12 protein-coding genes are annotated in these 18428 nt (G+C 67.0%); 8 read left to right on the top strand and 4 right to left on the bottom strand.

All coding sequences use genetic code 11. The annotated features are described in order from the left end of the window. Positions 1-141: 141 nt before the first annotated feature. The 3 genes from NMB40_RS13570 (at position 142) to NMB40_RS13580 (ending at position 3994) form a co-directional block, all read left to right on the top strand. A complete protein-coding gene (locus tag NMB40_RS13570; RefSeq protein WP_494358739.1) occupies positions 142-2622 on the top strand; it encodes a M13 family metallopeptidase in 2481 nt (826 codons plus the stop codon). 120 nt (positions 2623-2742) lie between these two features. Further along, positions 2743-3357 (top strand): hypothetical protein, encoded by a 615-nt coding sequence (locus NMB40_RS13575; protein WP_494358740.1) that lies wholly within the window; start codon positions 2743-2745, stop codon positions 3355-3357. A gap of 13 nt (positions 3358-3370) precedes the next feature. Continuing rightward, complete coding sequence (locus tag NMB40_RS13580; protein WP_494358741.1) at positions 3371-3994, top strand: hypothetical protein; 624 nt, start codon at positions 3371-3373, stop codon at positions 3992-3994. A gap of 53 nt (positions 3995-4047) precedes the next feature. Here NMB40_RS13580 and clpB read toward each other — a convergent pair whose 3' ends face one another. Beyond that, positions 4048-6633, bottom strand: coding sequence for an ATP-dependent chaperone ClpB (gene clpB / locus NMB40_RS13585; RefSeq protein WP_494358742.1), 2586 nt, complete (start codon positions 6631-6633; stop codon positions 4048-4050). A gap of 185 nt (positions 6634-6818) precedes the next feature. On the opposite strand from clpB, the gene NMB40_RS13590 reads away from it, so the two are divergent. Then, positions 6819-7529, top strand: a complete 711-nt coding sequence (locus tag NMB40_RS13590) for a glutathione S-transferase (RefSeq protein WP_494358743.1) — start codon at positions 6819-6821, stop codon at positions 7527-7529. A gap of 132 nt (positions 7530-7661) precedes the next feature. On the opposite strand, the gene NMB40_RS13595 is transcribed toward NMB40_RS13590, so the two are convergent. The 3 genes from NMB40_RS13595 to NMB40_RS13605 form a co-directional block, all read right to left on the bottom strand. Next, a complete protein-coding gene (locus NMB40_RS13595; RefSeq protein WP_494358744.1) occupies positions 7662-9260 on the bottom strand; it encodes a SulP family inorganic anion transporter in 1599 nt (532 codons plus the stop codon). Between the two features lie 81 nt (positions 9261-9341). After that, entirely contained in the window at positions 9342-11063 is a 1722-nt protein-coding gene (locus NMB40_RS13600; RefSeq protein ID WP_494358745.1) for a thiamine pyrophosphate-dependent enzyme, read from the bottom strand. A gap of 116 nt (positions 11064-11179) precedes the next feature. Next, positions 11180-11665: a DUF3574 domain-containing protein gene (locus NMB40_RS13605; protein WP_494358746.1), complete on the bottom strand. Its 486-nt coding sequence runs from the start codon at positions 11663-11665 to the stop codon at positions 11180-11182. Between the two features lie 251 nt (positions 11666-11916). Between NMB40_RS13605 and NMB40_RS13610 the strand changes: the two genes are divergently transcribed. From NMB40_RS13610 to otsA, 4 genes are all read left to right on the top strand, one after another. Beyond that, complete coding sequence (locus tag NMB40_RS13610) at positions 11917-14364, top strand: TonB-dependent receptor plug domain-containing protein (RefSeq protein ID WP_494358747.1); 2448 nt, start codon at positions 11917-11919, stop codon at positions 14362-14364. A gap of 86 nt (positions 14365-14450) precedes the next feature. Continuing rightward, on the top strand, positions 14451-15227 hold the full coding sequence (otsB, locus tag NMB40_RS13615) for a trehalose-phosphatase (protein WP_494358748.1): 777 nt from the start codon (positions 14451-14453) through the stop codon (positions 15225-15227). Between the two features lie 22 nt (positions 15228-15249). After that, complete coding sequence (locus tag NMB40_RS13620; protein WP_494358749.1) at positions 15250-17031, top strand: glycoside hydrolase family 15 protein; 1782 nt, start codon at positions 15250-15252, stop codon at positions 17029-17031. Further along, entirely contained in the window at positions 17028-18395 is a 1368-nt protein-coding gene (gene otsA / locus NMB40_RS13625; RefSeq protein WP_282247409.1) for an alpha,alpha-trehalose-phosphate synthase (UDP-forming), read from the top strand. Before NMB40_RS13620 ends, otsA begins: the two co-directional genes overlap by 4 nt. Positions 18396-18428 lie beyond the last annotated feature (33 nt).

The following is an 18428-nucleotide window of genomic DNA, read 5'->3' on the forward strand; positions in this document are numbered from 1 at the left end:
AGCCGAGCCCCGCCGCGCCCCGTCATTCCGGTTGCTCATGATTTCATTCCCGTCCTATGGGCGACCCCGCGCGGCACCGGCATCATCGCGCTCGGCCTGCAACCGGCAGGGACCCGCACGACTGATAGGGGAGGACACGCCATGCGTGCCGATGCCGTACAACACCACCGCCGCAGCGTGGGCGAATTCGATCGGTCGCTGCGCGGGCGACAGCCCGCGCAGGACCACGCCCGCCACCAGCGGTTCGGTTCCGCCCATCCACCGCTGCTGCGCGTGGGCAACGCGGGCGTGCTCACCCTTGCCGCGCTCTCCAGCCTGATCGTGCCGGCGGCGGCGGCGGGCGCGGCGCGCGCGGATTCGACCCCACCGGCAAGGCCAGCGCTGCTGCCTGGCGCGGCCGCTACCCGTGGTGAGGCGTACCTGGCCGTGCCGGTGCAGGAGCCATTGAACGGGATTGCATCCGCAGCTGCTGCAGGCTGCCTTTCCCGCCCTCGCCAGTGTCCGCAACTCCTCGCCGGTGCCGCCGTCACCGCGCTGGGCGGTGCGCTCGTCGGCGGGTGGTTGGGCTACCAGGCTGGCCACCGCGCAGCGCGGGACGAGTGCATTGCACGCTTCGCGGGTCATCCTGCCGCTGACGCGCAGGTCCAGCCCCCGGAAACGGCCGATGGCCTGCCAGCGCCGTTGCGCTTCAACCCGGCCGACATCGACCCGTCGCAACCGCCTTGCGAATCGCTCTATGCGCACATCAACCACCGCTGGCATGAAACGGCGCAGCTGCCGCCCGACCAGTCGCGCTGGGACATGCCGACCATGCTGCAGGAACGTTCGCTGGCATTGCAGCGGCGGGTGGCGGAACAGGCCGCCAACCTGGACATGCCAACCCACGTGGAAAAGGTCGTGGCTGACCTCTGGCGCACCGGCATGAACCAGCGCCAGATCAATGCCGACGGCATCGCACCACTGCGCGCCGAGCTGGCGGCCATCGACGCGCTGCAGACATCTGAGGCGATCGAGGCGCATCTGCACGCGCTCACTGCGGTCGGTCTCAACCCGGTGTTCGGGTTCGGTGTGGACCTGGACATGGACGCGCGCGACAGCCAGATCGCCTACGCCTTCCAGGGCGGGCTGGGGCTGCCGGACCGCAATTACTACCTGGACCCCGAACATGCCGAAGCCGCCCTCGCCTATCGCGCGCATATCGCGCACGTGTCGCGCCTGGCCGGTGATTCGCCGGCCGAGGCCGAGCGCCAGGCCGACGCGGTCCTGGCGCTGGAACGCCGCCTTGCCAACGCGTCAGCGCCGTGGGACGAGCTCAACGACAACGTCACCAACTTCTATCACCCGCTGACGGTGCCGGAGGCCGATGCGCTCACCCCCGGGTTCCGCTGGAGCGCCTTGTTCCAGGCGTTGGGCGTGGCCCCGCCGGACCGCTTCTCACTGGCCACGCCCGCCTTCCACCAGGCGGTGGGCCGGGCGTTGAGCTACGAAGCGCCGGCCACGTGGCGTGCCTACCTGCGCTTCCATACCCTTGATTCGGCCAGCCCTTTCCTGGGCGACGACTTCGTCCGCGCCCACCATGCATTCCACGCCAAGGCGCTGCAGGGCCAGGACGCGATGCCACCGCGCTGGAAGCAGGTGCTGGCCGCCATCGAACGCGTGGCCGGTGAAGCGCTCAGCGAACTGTACGTTCCGGTCGCGCTTCCGGCGGAGACCCGCGCGCGGGCGGTCGCGCTGATCGAGCAGATCATGGCCGCGTTGAAGCGTCGCCTGGCTGTGGTGCCGTGGATGGATGCCGAAACGCGCGCCACCGCACTTCGCAAGGCCGATACGTTCCGGCCGCGCATCGGCCATCCCGAACGCTGGCCCGACTGGTCCGGGCTGCACACCGAGTCGTGCGGCTACCTGCGCAACCTGCGCGCGGCCACCGCGTATGCCCAGCGCAACGAACTGGCCCGGTTGGGTGCACCGGTGGACGATGCACGCTGGCGGATGACCGCGCAGACCGTTGACGCGTACCACGACGTGATGAACAACGACATCGCCTTTTCGGCGGCGCTGCTGCAGCCGCCTTACTTCGACGTGGAGGCAGACGACGCGCTCAACTACGGCGCAATCGGCGCGGTCATCGGGCATGAGATTTCGCATGCGTTCTCGGCTGAGTCCAGCCAGTTCGGGCTGGACGGCAGCCTGCACAGCTGGTGGAGCGATACCGACCGGCAGAATGCCGCCGCGATCTCCGCACGGCTTGCCGCGCAGTTCGACCAGCAGGAAGTGGACGGCCTGCCGCTCAATGGGCGGCTGACCGCCAATGAGAACCTGGCCGACCTGAGCGGGCTGACGATTGCCTTGGACGCCCTGGAATTTGCCACCCGCAATGAGAGCGATCCCATGATCGACGGGCTCAGCCGCGAACAGCGCTTCTTCCTCAATTGGGGCTTGCTGTACCGCCGCCTGCACACCCCGGAGCGGCTGCAGCGAGACGTGGAAACCGACGTCCATGCCTTCGGGCCGCCACGCGCCGACGTCGGCCCAGCCAACCTGCCCGCCTACGCACAGGCCTTCCAGTGCCCCCCTGGAACCCCCATGACCCGCAGCAATGCCGAACGGGTCGTTTACCTCTAGCCACTACTCACATTACAAACCGCCAGCTGAACGTGCATACTCCGCGACGGTCGCCCGGGAAGCTTCCGGCGACGTCGCAGCAGGGGCGGGGTCCCTGCGATTGTCATCAAGGGACGGAACATGCGCTTTGCCTTACGAACGCTGCTGGCGGCTGCGCTGCTGTCGGGCAGTTTCGCCTGCCTGGCCGAGACGGCCACCGGCACGCTGGTCATGGAAGTGGACAAGCTGCAATCGGAAGTACCGCTCAGCAAGGATCTGCAGGAACTGATCCGCACCGGCGGCGTGGACTGGGGCATCAAGGGCAACGAACTGGTACTCACCGTCGTCGATACCCGGTACCTCGACTTCGACTACGGCTTCACCACCCGCTATGGGTACCGGCACGCGTTGCAGTTGCCGGTGGGCACCTACCGGATCACCGCCGTGAGCCGGGAGCCGCGCCGCAGCTACAGCGAACAGCGGCTGCTGGACCGGGCCACCTTCGTCAACCGGAACGTGGCGTCATTCACGATCGAAGCCGGCAAGACCGTCACCCTGCAGGTGGGGCCCGTGATCCTGGATGAGGACGCCCTCAACCCGGCAGTGTTCATCCCCACCCTGTTCGCCGGCGTGTCCAGCGCGGACGGCGAGGCACCGGGCGGCGCAGCGCCCCGGCGCAAGGCAGTCACCCTGCGCGACAACACCTCCACCGCCTGGCCGGATTACCGCGGCCCCATCAAGTTCATTCCACGCTGACCAAGGACGATATATGCGTTTTGCCATCCGTTTTGCATTGGCTTCGGTGCTGCTGCTGGGCAGCTTCACCAGCTCGGCCGAATCCGAACCCGCTACCGGTACGCTGGTGCTGGATCTCAAGCCGTTCCGTTCCGAAGTGGCGCTCAAGCCCAAGATCGAGTCGCAGCTCAAGACCGGCGGCATCGAGTGGGGGCTTCGCGATGGGCAGATGGTGGTCACCATGCTCAACAAGCGTTTCGTCGACTTCGATGTCAATTACATGACCCGCTTTGGCAGCACCCAGACCCTGCAGGTGCCCGCCGGCAGCTATCGGCTGACCACCGTCGGGTTCGAACCGCACACCGGCTTCAACGTCGAAAAAGTGGTCGCCAAGGGTGCCTACGTGAACCAGGACGTGCTGTCGTTCACCGTGGAGCCGGGCAAGACCACCACCATGACCATGGAACCGCTGATCGTGGACGAGGAGCGCACGCTGTTCGTCACGTTCTTCATCCCCACGCTGTTCACCACGGTGGCGGTGGAAGGCAGCGCTGACGCTACGGCAGCGCCCGCCGAGCCGGTGGCGCTCAACGTGCGCGACGAGCGCTCCATCTCGTGGCCCGATTACAAAGGGCCGCTGAAGTTCGTCGCCAAGTAAAGAAAAAAAAGGCCCCGGAAAACCGGGGCCTTCTGTCTGGGTCACCTCGCTACTCAACCCTTGGCGAACGCCAGCCGGCCTTCGGCCGCATCCACCCGGATCACATCACCGCCGACGAACTCGCCGGACAGGATCTTCTGCGCCAACGGGTTCTCCAGCTGCGCCTGGATCGCACGCTTGAGCGGACGGGCACCGTAGATCGGATCGAAGCCGACGTTGCCCAGCAGCTCGAACGCCGCGTCGCTGACCTCGATGCGCAGGCCACGTTCGGCCAGGCGCTTTTCCAGGCCCTGCATCTGGATGCGTGCGATCTGCTTGATCTGCACCTTGTCCAGCGGGTGGAACACCACGATGTCGTCCAGCCGGTTGATGAACTCCGGGCGGAAGTGCGCCTGCACCACGCCCATCACCGCCGCCTTCATCTGCGTGTAGGCCTCCGGGCTGTCATCGCTGGACATGTCCTGGATCTGGTGCGAGCCCAGGTTGGAGGTCATCACGATGACGGTGTTGCGGAAGTCCACGGTGCGACCCTGGCCATCGGTGAGGCGGCCATCGTCCAGCACCTGCAGCAGGATGTTGAACACATCGGTGTGCGCCTTCTCCACTTCGTCGAGCAGGATCAGCGAGTACGGGCGACGACGCACGGCCTCGGTGAGGTAACCGCCCTCTTCGTAGCCCACGTAACCCGGGGGCGCACCGATCAGGCGCGCCACGCTGTGCTTTTCCATGAACTCGCTCATGTCGATGCGGATCATGGCGTCGCTGCTGTCGAACAGGAACTCGGCCAGCGACTTGCACAGCTCGGTCTTGCCCACGCCGGTCGGGCCCAGGAACAGGAACGAGCCGCTCGGCCGGTTCGGGTCGGACAGGCCGGCACGCGAACGGCGCACCGCATCGGAAACGACCTTGATCGCCTCTTCCTGACCCACCACCCGCTCATGCAGCACGTCTTCCATGCGCAGCAGCTTGTCGCGCTCGCCTTCCAGCATGCGGTTGACCGGGATGCCGGTCCAGCGCGACACCACCTCGGCGATCTCCTCGGCGGTGACCCGGTCCTGGACCAGCTTGAACTCGGTGTTCTCCGCTTCCTGCGCCACGTGCAGCTGCTTCTCCAGCTGCGGCAGCTGGCCATACTGCAGCTCGCTCATGCGGCCGAAATCCTGGCGCCGCTGCGCCGCTTCCAGTTCCAGCTTCACCTGTTCGATCTGTTCCTTGATCTTGGTGGTGCCCTGCAGCGCCGCCTTCTCCGACTTCCATATCTCGTCCAGGTCGGAGAACTCGCGCTCGAGCGCATCGATCTCGGTTTCCAGGTCGGCCAGGCGCTGGCGCGAGGCGTCGTCCTTTTCCTTCTTCAGCATCTCGCGCTGGATCTTGAGCTGGATCAGGCGCCGTTCCAGGCGGTCCAGTTCTTCCGGCTTGGAGTCGATCTCCATGCGGATGCGCGAGGCCGCCTCGTCCATCAGGTCGATGGCCTTGTCCGGCAGCTGGCGGTCGGCGATGTAGCGGTGCGACAGCGTGGCCGCGGCCACGATCGCCGGGTCGGTGATTTCCACCCCGTGGTGCACCGCGTACTTCTCCTTCAAGCCACGCAGGATCGCGATGGTGTCTTCCACGCTCGGCTCGCCCACGAACACCTTCTGGAAGCGGCGCTCCAGCGCGGCATCCTTCTCGATGTACTTGCGGTACTCGTCCAAGGTGGTGGCACCCACGCAGTGCAGCTCGCCGCGCGCCAGCGCCGGCTTGAGCATGTTGCCCGCGTCCATCGCGCCATCGGCCTTGCCCGCGCCGACCATGGTGTGCAGCTCGTCGATGAACAGGATGATCTGCCCTTCGCTCTTGGACAGGTCGTTGAGCACGCCCTTCAGGCGCTCTTCGAATTCACCACGGAACTTCGCACCGGCGATCAGCGCGCCCATGTCCAGCGACAGCACGCGCTTGCCGCGCAGGCCCTCGGGCACTTCGTCGTTGATGATGCGCTGGGCCAGCCCTTCCACGATGGCGGTCTTGCCCACGCCGGGTTCGCCGATCAGCACCGGGTTGTTCTTGGTGCGGCGCTGCAGGACCTGGATGGTGCGGCGGATTTCCTCGTCGCGGCCGATCACCGGGTCCAGCTTGCCGCTCTCGGCACGCGCGGTCAGGTCGATGGTGTACTTCTCCAGCGCTTGCCGCTGCTCTTCCGCGTTCTCACTCTGCACGCTGTCGCCACCGCGGATCTTCTCGATGGCCGCATCGATCTTTTTCTTGTCCGCACCGGCCGCGCGCAGCGCCATGCCCAGCGTGCCGCCATCGTCCAGCGCCGCGCGCACGAACCATTCGCTGGCGATGAACGCATCGCCATGCTGCTGGGCCAGCTTGTCGGTACTGTTGAGCAGCCGGTTCAGGTCATTGCCGATCGACAGGCTGCCGGCCTGGCCGGAGACCTTCGGCAGCGCATCCAGCGCCTCGGTCAGCCGCTCGCGCAGCACCGGCACGTTGACCCCGGCCTGGGCCAGCAGCGGGCGCGTGCTGCCGCCCTGCTGGTCCAGCAGCGCGGTCAGTACGTGCACCGGTTCAATGATGTTGTGGTCGCGGCCCACGGCCAGCGACTGTGCGTCCGCCAGCGCCTGCTGGAAACGCGAGGTGAGCTTGTCCATCCGCATGGGGGAATCCTCGATATGTTGCCGCTGGCCGAGCCAGCACTATCTGACAGATGCGGTTATGCAGGCGTGTTTCAAGGGGGGATGAGAACGCATTCAGGCCCCGGACGACGTGGCAGCGACATCCCCATCACGCCTGCTTGGCAGCGCGGGCGGGAGGCTGGGGGTCCCTGTCGCGGAGCATGCGCATGCATTACGAGCTGTACTACTGGACCGGCATCCAGGGCCGTGGCGAATACATCCGGCTGGCGCTGGAAGATGCCGGCGCGTCCTACACCGACATGGCGCGCGTGCACGGCGACAAGGTGATGCAGCCGTTCCTGGACGGCAAGGCCGAGGGGTTGCGTCCGTTCGCGCCGCCGTTCCTGGTCAGTGGGCGGCAGGTGATCGCGCAGGTGGCGGCGATCCTCGACCATCTGGGGCCGGAGCTGGGGCTGGTACCCGAAGCGGCCTCACGCCGCGTGCAGGCATTGCAGCTGCAGCTGACCATCGCCGACCTGGTCGCGGAGGTCCACGACACCCACCATCCCATGGCGGCCTCGAAGTACTACGAAGACCAGAAGAAGGAAGCCAAGGCGCGCGCCGCTGCGATGCGCAGCGAGCGGCTGCCGAAGTATCTGGGCTGGTTTGAAAGCGTGCTGGAGGCCAATGGCGGCCTGCACCCGCTGCGCGAGCATTCCTACGTGGACCTGTCGCTGTTCCAGCTGCTCAGCGGGCTGCACTACATGTTCCCGCAGCGGATGCAGGCGCTGCGTCCCTCGTTGCCGCTGCTGCATTCCTTGAAGGACCGGGTGGAGCGGCGACCCAATGTCGCCGCCTACCTGGCCTCCGAACGCCGGTTGGCGTTCAACACCAATGGCATCTTCCGCCATTACCCGGAGCTGGACGGCGATGAATGACGCCCGGTCACGACCAACGGTCGTGACCTACCGTCGGCGCCAGATGCGGTTGGCGGTTGATCACGACCGTTGGTCGCGATGCAGTTGGCCGGTAGATCACGACCGTTGGTCGTGATGCAGTTGGCCGGTAGATCACGACCGTTGGTCGTGATTGCTCTTCTGCAGCGACAACAGTCCCAACAACGCCGCCAGCGCGACATAGGCGCCCGCGAACTGCCACATGATCTGCTGCGGCAGGCCGGCCAGCTGCCACGGCAGGTAGATGCCGCCGCGCGGGTCCACCGAATGGATCAGCCCGAACAGGGTCAGCGCGGCCGCCACCAGCAGGATGCCCGAGGCACGCAGCAGCCGCCCGTCGATCATTGCCACCACCGCGGCAATCCACAGCATCGAGGTGATGATGAAGCCATTGCCCAGGGTGAAGATCACCGCCAGCTCCGGCAGCCCGTGGCCATCGAGCGTGGTGGTCATCGCCACCAGCTGCTCCGGCGGGATCCAGCCCGGTGCCTTGATCGCCAGCAGATAAGCCACCGACGGCAGGAAGCCCAGCACCATCGCACCGGCGTGTTCGCGTGGGGTGGCCTGGAAGGCCTGGGTGGTGATGTCGATGGCCACGTACACGATGATCGGCGCCAGCACCGCCAGCGGCAGCCACTGCACCAGCCCGGAAATTACCCCCAGCATGCCGCCGATACCCACGAACAGGCCGGTCAGCAGCGTGTAGCCGCTGCGAGCGCCCATGTGCTTGTAGGCCGGCTGGCCGATGTACGGCGTGGTCTGCGCCACGCCACCGCACAGGCCGGCCACCAGCGTGGCCACCGCCTCCACCAGCAGGATGTCGCGCGTGCGGTAGTCATCGCCGGCCGCGCGTGCGCTTTCGGAAACGTTGATGCCGCCCACCACCATGAGCAGGCCGAACGGCAGCAGCAGCGGCAGGTAGGTGATCGCCGTGGGCAGGCCATCGATGAAGCCCAGCGTCGGCCACGGCAGCACCATCTGCAGCGGGGTCCACTCGGGCACCTTGAAGCCCGGTGCACCCAGCCCGGCCAGGCCGAGCCCGTAATACAGCACCGTGCCGAACACGAACGCCACCAGCACGCCCGGCGCGCGGATCGGCAGCTTGCGCTTGGCCACCAGCACGTACAGCAGCAGGCCCAGCGTGACGAAGCCGACCACCGGCGAGCGCAGCGTTTCCAGCAGCGGCAGGAAGCCCATCAGCACGATCGCGATGCCGGCGATGGAGCCCAGCAGCGAAGCACGCGGCAGCGCGCGGGTGACCGCTTCGCCGAAGAACGAGAGCACGGTCTTGAGCACGCCCATGATCACCAGCGACGCCATGCCCAGCTGCCAGGTGGCAATGGCCGCATCGTGCGGGGCCAGCCCCTGCGCCTTGAAGGCCAGGAACGCCGGGCCCAGCACCAGCAGCGCCATGCCGATGCTGGTCGGCGCATCCAGGCCGAGCGGCATGGCGGTGACATCGTCGCGGCCGGTACGCGCGGCCAGCCGCCGCGCCATCCAGGTGTAGAGCACGTTGCCGACCAGCACGCCGAAGGCGGTGCCGGGGAACATGCGCCCGAAAACCACGTCGGCCGGAAACTGGAAGATGCCGACCAGCGCCATCGCGATGAAGCCCAGGATCGACAGGTTGTCGACCACCAGGCCGAAGAAGCCGTTGAGATCGCCGGCGACGAACCAGCGGGGGCGTCCGGAGACAGGAGCGGATGCAGGCATGCGAGGGGGCACGGGGTGGGGGGTACCCGATGGTAGGCCCTCCCCGCCCCCGCGCACAGGTGCATGGATGGAACAGCGGAACTACGGTTTGTTGAGGAAATTGTTCGCCAGCAGGTCCCGCACGTCCCCCACGCGCCCGTGCAGCAGCGCCTTGGCCGCATACAGGGCGGTGCCGGCCACCTGCTTGGCCTCCACCTGCGGCGGCATCACCAGCTCGGTCGGGCTGGTGTGCACGTCCAGCAGCGCCGGGCCGGGGTGGGCCAGCACGTCCTGCACTGCCTGTTCCAGGTCCTCACTGCGGGTCACGGTGCGCCCGTAGAAGCCGATCACCTCGGCCAGGCGGCCGAAATCGGGGTTCTTCAGGTCGGTGTAGTTGTCCAGCAGGCCCTGCACCTTCTGCTCCAGCTCCACGAAGTTCAGCGAGCTGTTGTTGTAGACCACCACCTTGATCGGCAGGTTTTCCTGTACCGCGGTGAGCAGCTCGCCGAGCAGCATCGCGATCCCGCCATCGCCGCACATCGCGATCACCTGCCGGCCCGGGAACGCCTTCTGCAGGCCCAGCGCCTGCGGCAGGGCATTCGCCATCGTGCCGTGCAGCAGGCTGGTCAGCGTGCGGCGGCGGCCGTTGGCGCGGATATGGCGCAGGATCCACACCATCGGCGAACCGCAGTCGGCGGTGAACAGCGCATCGTCATCGCCATGCCGGTCGAGCAGCGCGGTGAGGTGCTGCGGATGGATCAGCTCGCCCTCGCCCGGGTGCTCTTCCTTCGCGCGGGTTTCCAGCGCCTTCTCGCGGTGGCCGATGCACTCGTCCAGGAAGCTGCGGTCATCGCGTTCGGGCAGCAGCGGCAGCAGGGCCTCCAGGGTCGGGCCGATGTCGCCCACCACGCCCAGGTGCACCGGATGGCGCCTGCCCAGGTGGCTGCCATCGCGGTCGACCTGGATCAGCGTCGCCTTGTCCGGGTAGTACTGGCCCCAGGCGAAATCAGCACCGAGCAGCAGCAGCGTGTCGCACGCCATCAGCGTGTGGTAGCCCGATTCAATGCCGAAAATGCCGGTCATGCCCATGTTGTACGGATTGTCATGCTCGACGAAGTCCTTGGCCCGCGAGGTATGCGCGACCGGCGCCTTCAAGCGCGCGGCGAGTGCTACCAGCGCGTCATGCGCATGCTCGCAGCCCGCGCCTGCGTAGATGCCGATGCGCTTGCCCGTGCCGATCAGCGCGGCGATGCGCTGCAGTTCGTCGTCATTCGGGCGCAGCACCGGCTGGGTGTAGTGGACGGAGAACGGCTGCTCGTCCTTGACCTCCGCTTCGGCAATGTCCGCCGGCAGGATCAGCACCGCCACGCCGCGCCGGCTGATCGCCGCCTGGCAGGCCAGCGTCGCCATCCGCCGCGCCTGGAGCGGCGTGGATACCTGCTCGCAGAACACGCTGCAACTGGCGTACACCGCCTTGAAATCCACCTCCTGCGGGAACTCCATGCCCAGCTCGGTGGTGACCACCTGGCTGGCGATCAGCACCAGCGGGGTGCGGTTGCGGTTGGCCTCGAAGATGCCGTTGATGAAATGCAGCCCACCGGGGCCGCACGAGCCCGCGCACGCCGCCAGGCGGCCGCTGACCAGCGAATCGGCCCCCGCCGCGAACGCGGCCGCCTCCTCATGGCGCACGTGCACCCACGCGATATCGCTGTTGTGGATGGCATCGGTGACATGGTTGAGGGTGTCGCCGACGATGCCGTAACAGTGCCGCACACCGGCGGCCTGCAGGGTATCAACGACGATTTCGGCAACGCGCTTGCTCATGACGGCACTTCCACGTTCTGGGGGAAGTCCGAGCCTAGACCCGCGCAGGTGACACCGGCGTGCGAATGCACGCCGATTCATACGAAGGTAGGTACCGACCGTTGGTCGGTACGCCGTTAGAACGAAACCTCGACCGCCTGTTGCGACCACAGCACCGACTGGTGTCTGGTGGCCTGCTTCCATGCCAAGCGGATCGCCTCGATGTCCGAGCGCCGCTGCGGGGTGTTTTCGTGCAGCACCACCAGCACTTTGGTGCGCAGGCGGTTGGGTTCCTTCGCGCCGCGGAACAGCCACTGGCCGTAGGCATCGAACACGGTCAGGCCATCCGGGAAGCGCGGGGTGACCTGCTTGTCCAGGAACTCGCGCCACTGCGCCTCGCTGATCGCATCGGTCTGCTCGCGGTCGGAAGCGCCGCTTTCCTCGCCCACCCCGAAGTACAGCTCGCTGCGCACCCAGCCGGCGGCGGCATCCGGGCGGGCGGCATCGCCCTGCAGGCTGGCCGTGGTGGTCGTGGATTCGGGTGCGCGCGTGACCGGAGCGGTGGCGGTGGCGCAGCCGCTGAGGGCGAGGAAGGCGGCTAGCAGGAGGGGATGGGGCTTCATTTTTGGTCTCTGGGGGTGGGGCGACGTGGGACACGCATGGCGTGTCGCTACGTGGTCATGCTGGGTTGCAAGGGTGACGGACATCGCGCGGCTGCGCAGATGCCCAACGGCTATCAGCTGATGCCCCCTCGTATTGGGACTTGCATCACAGGGTGCCGTCACGCCAAGATAATATATCGCTTCATCCGGATGGATTGGAACTCCAATCGCATCCCTCCCCCCTCCCCCCTCGTCGTACTGCTGGAGCCCGCATGTCCCGTCCGTCCGCGTCGCGCCTTGGCCTTGCCATTGCCCTGGTCCTGTCTTCCCCCCTGCTGGCCCAGGACCTCCACGCGCAGGACGCGCCCGCCTCCGCCACCACGCTGGACACGGTGATCGTCACCGGCACCCGCGCCATCGACCGCACCGTGCTCGAATCCACCTCCCCGGTGGACGTGCTCACCGCCGAGGACATCCGCCGCGCCGGCGTGGTCAACGGCGAGCTGGGCAGCGCGCTGCAGGCGCTGCTGCCCTCGTTCAACTTCCCGCGCCAGTCCAATTCCGGCGGTGCCGACCACGTGCGCGCCGCCCAGCTGCGCGGGCTGTCGCCCGACCAGGTGCTGGTGCTGGTGAACGGCAAGCGCCGCCACACCAGCGCGCTGGTGAACACCGACAGCAAGATCGGCAAGGGCACCACCCCGGTCGATTTCAACTCGATCCCGGTCAGCGCCATCAAGCGCATCGAAGTGCTGCGCGACGGCGCCGGTGCGCTGTACGGTTCCGATGCCGTGGCCGGTGTGATCAACGTGATCCTGGATGACGCCCCGGAAGGCGGCGCCATTGAAGCCAGCTTCGGTGCCAACCACACCGACCTCGAGCCGATCGACCGCACCATCACCGATGGCCAGACCAGCTTCGCCAGCGCCAAGGTCGGCACCCGGCTGGGCGAAGACGGCGGCTTCCTGCGCGTGGGCCTGGAGCTGAAGAACCGCGAAGGCACCAACCGCGCCGGCTTCGACCAGATTCCGCCGTGGGACCAGAGCGATGCGAACCTGGCCCTGCAGGGCCAGCGCAACTACGTGCTGGGCGATGGCAAGACCAAGGACCTCAACGCCTGGATCAACACCGAACTGCCGTTCGGTGAAACCTCGAAGTTCTACTTCTTCAGCACCTTCAACCAGCGCGACAGCGAAGGCGCCAACTACTTCCGTTACCCCGACAGCGACGCCAACTGGACCGAGCTGTACCCCAACGGCTACCGCCCGATTTCCGAAGGCGAGAACCGCGACGTGCAGGCCGTGGCCGGTGCCAAGGGCCAGTGGGGCGAGTGGAACTACGACGCCAGCCTGGATTACGGCTTCAATGACTTCACCTACCGCCTGCGCAACTCGCTCAATGCCTCGCTGGGCCCGGGCAGCCCGACCCGGTTCAAGACCGGCGATTACCGCAATGAACTGACCGTGGGCAACTTCGACCTGGGCCGGGTGTTCACCCAGGGCGAAAACACCCACAGCCTGGGCCTGGGCCTGGAAGCGCGCCGCGACCACTTCCAGACCCGCCCCGGTGACCCGGCCAGCTACGCCGCCGGCCCCTACACCGACCGCCCGACCGGCTCGCAGGCCGGCGGTGGCCTGACCCCGCAGGACGCCACCTCGCTCACCCGCGACGTGACCAGTGCGTACGCCAGCCTGTCCAGCCAGTTCGGCGAGCACTTCTCCAGCGACCTGGCCGCGCGCTACGAACACAGCGACGATTACGGCGGCGAGCTCACCGGCAAGCTGGGCCTGCGCTATGAATTCACCCCGGCCTTCGCGCTGCGTGGCGCCATCTCCAACAACTTCCGTGCGCCGTCGCTGGCGCAGATCGGCTATGAATCCACCTCCACCGGTTACAACGCCGCCGGCCAGCTGGTGCAGGGCCGCACGCTGTCGGTGAACAACCCGATCGCACGCGGGCTGGGGGCCACCGACCTCAAGCCGGAGAAGTCGATCAACACCAGCCTGGGCTTCACCAGCCGCATCGGCGATCACTTCGACCTGTCGCTGGATTTCTACCAGATCGATATCGATGACCGCATCGCGCTGTCGGAGAGCATCACCGGTGATGCACTCACCGATTACGTGCAGCAGCAGTTCGGCGTCGCCGGGCTGCAGAGCGCCAACTTCTTCGTCAACGCCGCCGATACCCGCACCCGTGGTGCCGAGCTGGTGACCAACTGGCGGCAGGGGCTCGGCGATGGCCAGCTGGTGCTGACCGGTACCTATGCCTACAACAAGACCACGCTGAAGAACGTGCTGGCCACGCCGGCGAGCCTGTTGGTGCTGGATCCGGATTACGTGCTGTTTGGTGTGGAAGAAACCAACACGCTGACCGATGCCACCCCGCGCACGCGTGCGCAGCTGGCGGCGACCTGGACCAATGATCGTTGGACGCTGAGCAGCCGCCTGAGCCGTTATGGCAGCGTGACCCGGGTGTTCAACTTCGGCGATGGGTTCGTGCCGCGGCAGACGTATGGCGCCGAGTGGCAGCTGGATGCCGAGGTGGAGTACAGGATCACGCCGCAGTGGAGCGTGGCGCTGGGTGGGCAGAACCTGACCGACAATTACTCGGACCTGTCCAACGAGGACATCTACTACTACGGCAACCTGCCGTATGACGTGTTGTCGCCGATTGGTAGCAATGGTGCCTATTATTACGGGCGCGTTCGTTACACGTTCTGATCATTGGTGCAGCCAGGCAGGGCCTGGCTCTACCGGACGCGTGATCGTCTACTGGACGATCACGCTTCCGGTGGCATGTTGGCGGCATGGCCAACGACTACCCCCTCCGTCCGCCGCCGCCACTGCTGGACGATGCGTGCGCGCTGTTCCTGGACGTGGACGGCACCCTCATTGAATTTGCCGAAGACCCCGAGGCAGTCACCCTGCTGCCCGAGGTGCGCGAGGCCATCGGCCGCATCAGCGACCGCCTCGAAGGCGCGGTTGCGCTGATCAGCGGACGACCGCTGGCCCAGCTGGACCGCCTGTTCGCGCCGCTGCACCTGCCCGCCGCCGGCCTGCATGGCCACCAGGTGCGTGGCCTGAACGGTGACACCCACGCCGTTGACGGGCTCACCGGCAACGCCACCGACAGCGACACCAGCGAATGGCTGCACGCCGTGCACCAGCAGGCCATGCGGTTCGCGCACGGCCACCCCGGTGTGCTGGTGGAAGACAAGGGCCGCAGCCTCGCGTTGCACTGGCGCGGCGCACCGCACGCGGCGAACGAGGTGCGCGCGTTTGCCGAACGCCACATCGGCGGCAACCCCGGCTACCGGCTGCAGCCCGGCGACCACGTGGTGGAATTCATTCCCGAAGGTAGCGACAAGGGCCGCGCGATCCGCCAGCTCATGCAGCAGCTGCCCTTCCGTGGCCGCATTCCCGTGTTCCTGGGCGACGACCTGACCGACGAATACGGCTTCGATGCCGCCAACACCCTGCACGGCTGGAGCGTGCTGGTGGGCGAACGTGAGCCCAGTGCCGCGGTCTTCGCCCTGCCCCGTGTGCGCGACGTACACGGCTGGCTGCAGGAAAACGCTTACTGATGTACCCAGAGACCCCCACCCCATGACTGATTCCACCCTGGACCTTGGCGTTGTCGGCAACGGCAGCTTCGGTGCGTTGATCGACCGCCACGCCCGCGTTGTGTGGAGCTGCCTGCCCACCTTCGACGGCGACCCCACCTTATGCGCGCTGCTACAGCCCAACCAGCAGGTCGGCGGCGATTTCGCCATCGAACTGGAAGACATGGTCAGCAGCGAACAGAGCTACCTGACCAACACCGCCATCCTGCGCACCGTGCTGCACGACAAGCACGGCGGCTCGCTGGAAATCATCGATTTCGCGCCGCGCTGGCGCCAGAACGACCGTTTCTATCGGCCGGTCAGCCTGATCCGCCAGGTGCGCCCGCTCGGCGGCAACCCGCGCATCATCGTGCGCGCCCGCCCGCTGGCCGACTGGGGCGCGCGCGTGCCCGAGGCCACGTGGGGCAGCAACCACATCCGCTGGATCCTGCCCGACCACGTGCTGCGACTGACCACCGACGTGCCGCTGCGCTTCGTGCGCGATGAGCTGCCGTTCGTGCTCAGCCACCCCGTGCACCTGGTGCTGGGCGTGGATGAATCGCTCAACCGCTCGCTCAGCGGCTACGTGCAGGAGTCCTTCCAGCGCACGCGCGACTACTGGCGCGAATGGGTGCGTTACCTGTCCATTCCGCTGGAATGGCAGGACGCGGTGATCCGCAGTGCCATCACCCTTAAGCTGTGCCAGTACGAAGACAGCGGCGCCATCATCGCCGCGATGACCACCTCCATTCCCGAGGCCCCGGGCAGCATCCGCAACTGGGATTACCGCTACTGCTGGCTGCGCGATGCCGCATTCGTGGTGCGCGCGCTCAACCGCCTGGGTGCCACCCGCACCATGGAACAGTTCCTGGGCTACATCTTCAACCTGGCCACCGGCGATGGCAGCCTGCAACCGCTGTACGGCATCGGCTTCGAGGCCAAGCTGGAAGAAAGCGAAGTGGCCTCGCTCGATGGCTACCGTGGCATGGGCCCGGTGCGGCGCGGCAACCTGGCCTGGGTGCAGCGCCAGCACGATGTGTACGGCAGCGTGGTGCTGGCCTCCACCCAGCTGTTCTTCGACCGCCGCCTGCAGGACCCCGGCGACGCCCACACCTTCGCGCGGCTGGAACCGCTGGGCGAACAGGCCTTCGCCCTGCACGATGTGCCCGATGCCGGCCTGTGGGAATTCCGCGGCCGCACCGAAGTGCACACCTACACCAGCGCCATGTGCTGGGCCGCCTGCGACCGCCTGTGCAAGATCGCCGTGCGCCTGAAGCTGGACCACCGCGCCGAATACTGGCGCGACCGCGCCAACACCATCCATGCCCGCATCCTGCGTGAATCGTGGAGCGAAGAGCTCGGCCACTTCACCGACACCTACGGCGGCCACCGCCTGGATGCCTCGCTGCTGCTGTTGGCCGACATCGGCTTCATCGCCGCCGACGATGCACGCTTCGTCGCCACCGTCGAAGCCATCGGCCGCGACCTCAAGCACGGCAACGCGCTGTACCGGTACGTAGCACCGGATGATTTCGGCGAGCCCGAAACCAGCTTCACCATCTGCACGTTCTGGTACATCGACGCGCTGGCCGCCATCGGCCGCCTGGACGAAGCCCGCGAGATGTTCGAAATGCTGCTCGAGCGCCGCAACCACCTCGGCCTGCTGTCCGAAGACCTCGCCTTCGACAACGGCGAAGCCTGGGGCAACTTCCCGCAGACCTATTCGCACGTGGGCCTGGTCACGGCCGCCATGAGGCTGTCGCGCAGCTGGCAGGAAGCCTCATGAGCCGTCTCGTGGTGGTCTCCAACCGCGTGGCTGCGCCCGGCGTGGCCGCACCCGGCGGGCTGGCGGTGGGCCTGCTGGCCGCGTTGAAGGAACGTGGCGGGCTGTGGTTCGGCTGGAGCGGAAAATCCGTACGCGATGACAGCGGGGAGCTGCACGAGCAGACCGAGGGCGACATCCGCTACGTCACCATGGACCTGAACAAGCGCGACGTCGACGGCTACTACAACGGCTTCGCCAACCGCACCCTGTGGCCACTGCTGCACTTCCGGCTGGACCTGGTGGACTACGACCGCGCCACCCGCGAAACCTACCGCCGGGTCAACGCGCTGTTCGCCGAAAAGCTGGCGCCGCTGCTGCGCGAAGACGACATCGTGTGGATCCACGATTACCACCTGATTCCGCTGGCCTCGCTGCTGCGCGAGCGTGGCATCGGCTGCCGCATCGGTTTCTTCCTGCACGTGCCGATGCCCTCGGCCGACCTGCTGCAGGCCATGCCCGACCACCTGCGGCTGTTCTCCAGCCTGTATGCCTACGACCTGGTGGGCTTCCAGACCCAGCGCGATGCCGACCGCTTCCAGTCCTACGTTCGCCTGTTCGCCGGCGGCAAGGTGCTGCCCGACGGCATGCTGGAAGCGCCCGGCGGGCGTCGCTTCCGCGCCGCGGCGTTCCCGATCGGCATCGATACCGCGCACATCGAACGCCAGGCCAAGGCCGGTGCCAACAAGCCGGCCGTGCGCGACCTGCGCAACAGCCTGCGCGACCGCCAGCTGGCCATCGGCGTGGACCGGCTGGATTACTCCAAGGGCCTGCCCGAACGCTTCCAGGGCTTCGAGCGCTACCTGCAGCGCCACCCCGACCAGCGCGGCAGCCTCACCTACCTGCAGATCGCCCCGGTGTCGCGCGGCGATGTCACCGAGTACCGGCAACTGCGCAGCCAGCTGGAGCAGATCGCCGGCCACATCAACGGCGGCTTTGCCGAACCGGACTGGACCCCGCTGCGCTACGTGAACCAGAACTTCGCCCACGCCACCCTCACCGGGTTCTACCGCGCCGCCGCCGTGGGCCTGGTCACGCCACTGCGCGATGGCATGAACCTGGTGGCCAAGGAGTACGTGGCCTCGCAGGACCCGGAAAACCCCGGCGTGCTGGTGCTGTCGCTGCTGGCCGGCGCGGCCGATGAGATGAAGCAGGCGCTGCTGGTGAACCCGCATGACCTGGATGGCGTGGCCGATGCCATCGCCACCGCCGCCACCATGCCGCTGCGCAAACGCGTGGAACGCTGGCAGGCGATGATGGATCACCTGCGTACCCATGACATCAACCACTGGCGCCAAAGCTATCTGGACGCGCTCGAAAACGGCTGATTGCGACATGTTGCCGGGGCATAAAACTGTCGC

Source organism: Stenotrophomonas sp. FBCC-B152 (assembly GCF_059134105.1).

Coding starts and splice junctions, on each gene's coding strand:
- NMB40_RS13575 (WP_494358740.1), top strand. CDS start 2,743: ATGCGCTTTGCCTTACGAACGCTGCTGGCGGCTGCGCTGCTGTCGGGC.
- NMB40_RS13590 (WP_494358743.1), top strand. CDS start 6,819: ATGCATTACGAGCTGTACTACTGGACCGGCATCCAGGGCCGTGGCGAA.
- NMB40_RS13620 (WP_494358749.1), top strand. CDS start 15,250: ATGACTGATTCCACCCTGGACCTTGGCGTTGTCGGCAACGGCAGCTTC.
- NMB40_RS13600 (WP_494358745.1), bottom strand. CDS start 11,063: ATGAGCAAGCGCGTTGCCGAAATCGTCGTTGATACCCTGCAGGCCGCC.
- NMB40_RS13605 (WP_494358746.1), bottom strand. CDS start 11,665: ATGAAGCCCCATCCCCTCCTGCTAGCCGCCTTCCTCGCCCTCAGCGGC.
- clpB (WP_494358742.1), bottom strand. CDS start 6,633: ATGCGGATGGACAAGCTCACCTCGCGTTTCCAGCAGGCGCTGGCGGAC.
- NMB40_RS13610 (WP_494358747.1), top strand. CDS start 11,917: ATGTCCCGTCCGTCCGCGTCGCGCCTTGGCCTTGCCATTGCCCTGGTC.
- NMB40_RS13595 (WP_494358744.1), bottom strand. CDS start 9,260: ATGCCTGCATCCGCTCCTGTCTCCGGACGCCCCCGCTGGTTCGTCGCC.
- NMB40_RS13580 (WP_494358741.1), top strand. CDS start 3,371: ATGCGTTTTGCCATCCGTTTTGCATTGGCTTCGGTGCTGCTGCTGGGC.
- otsA (WP_282247409.1), top strand. CDS start 17,028: ATGAGCCGTCTCGTGGTGGTCTCCAACCGCGTGGCTGCGCCCGGCGTG.
- otsB (WP_494358748.1), top strand. CDS start 14,451: ATGGCCAACGACTACCCCCTCCGTCCGCCGCCGCCACTGCTGGACGAT.
- NMB40_RS13570 (WP_494358739.1), top strand. CDS start 142: ATGCGTGCCGATGCCGTACAACACCACCGCCGCAGCGTGGGCGAATTC.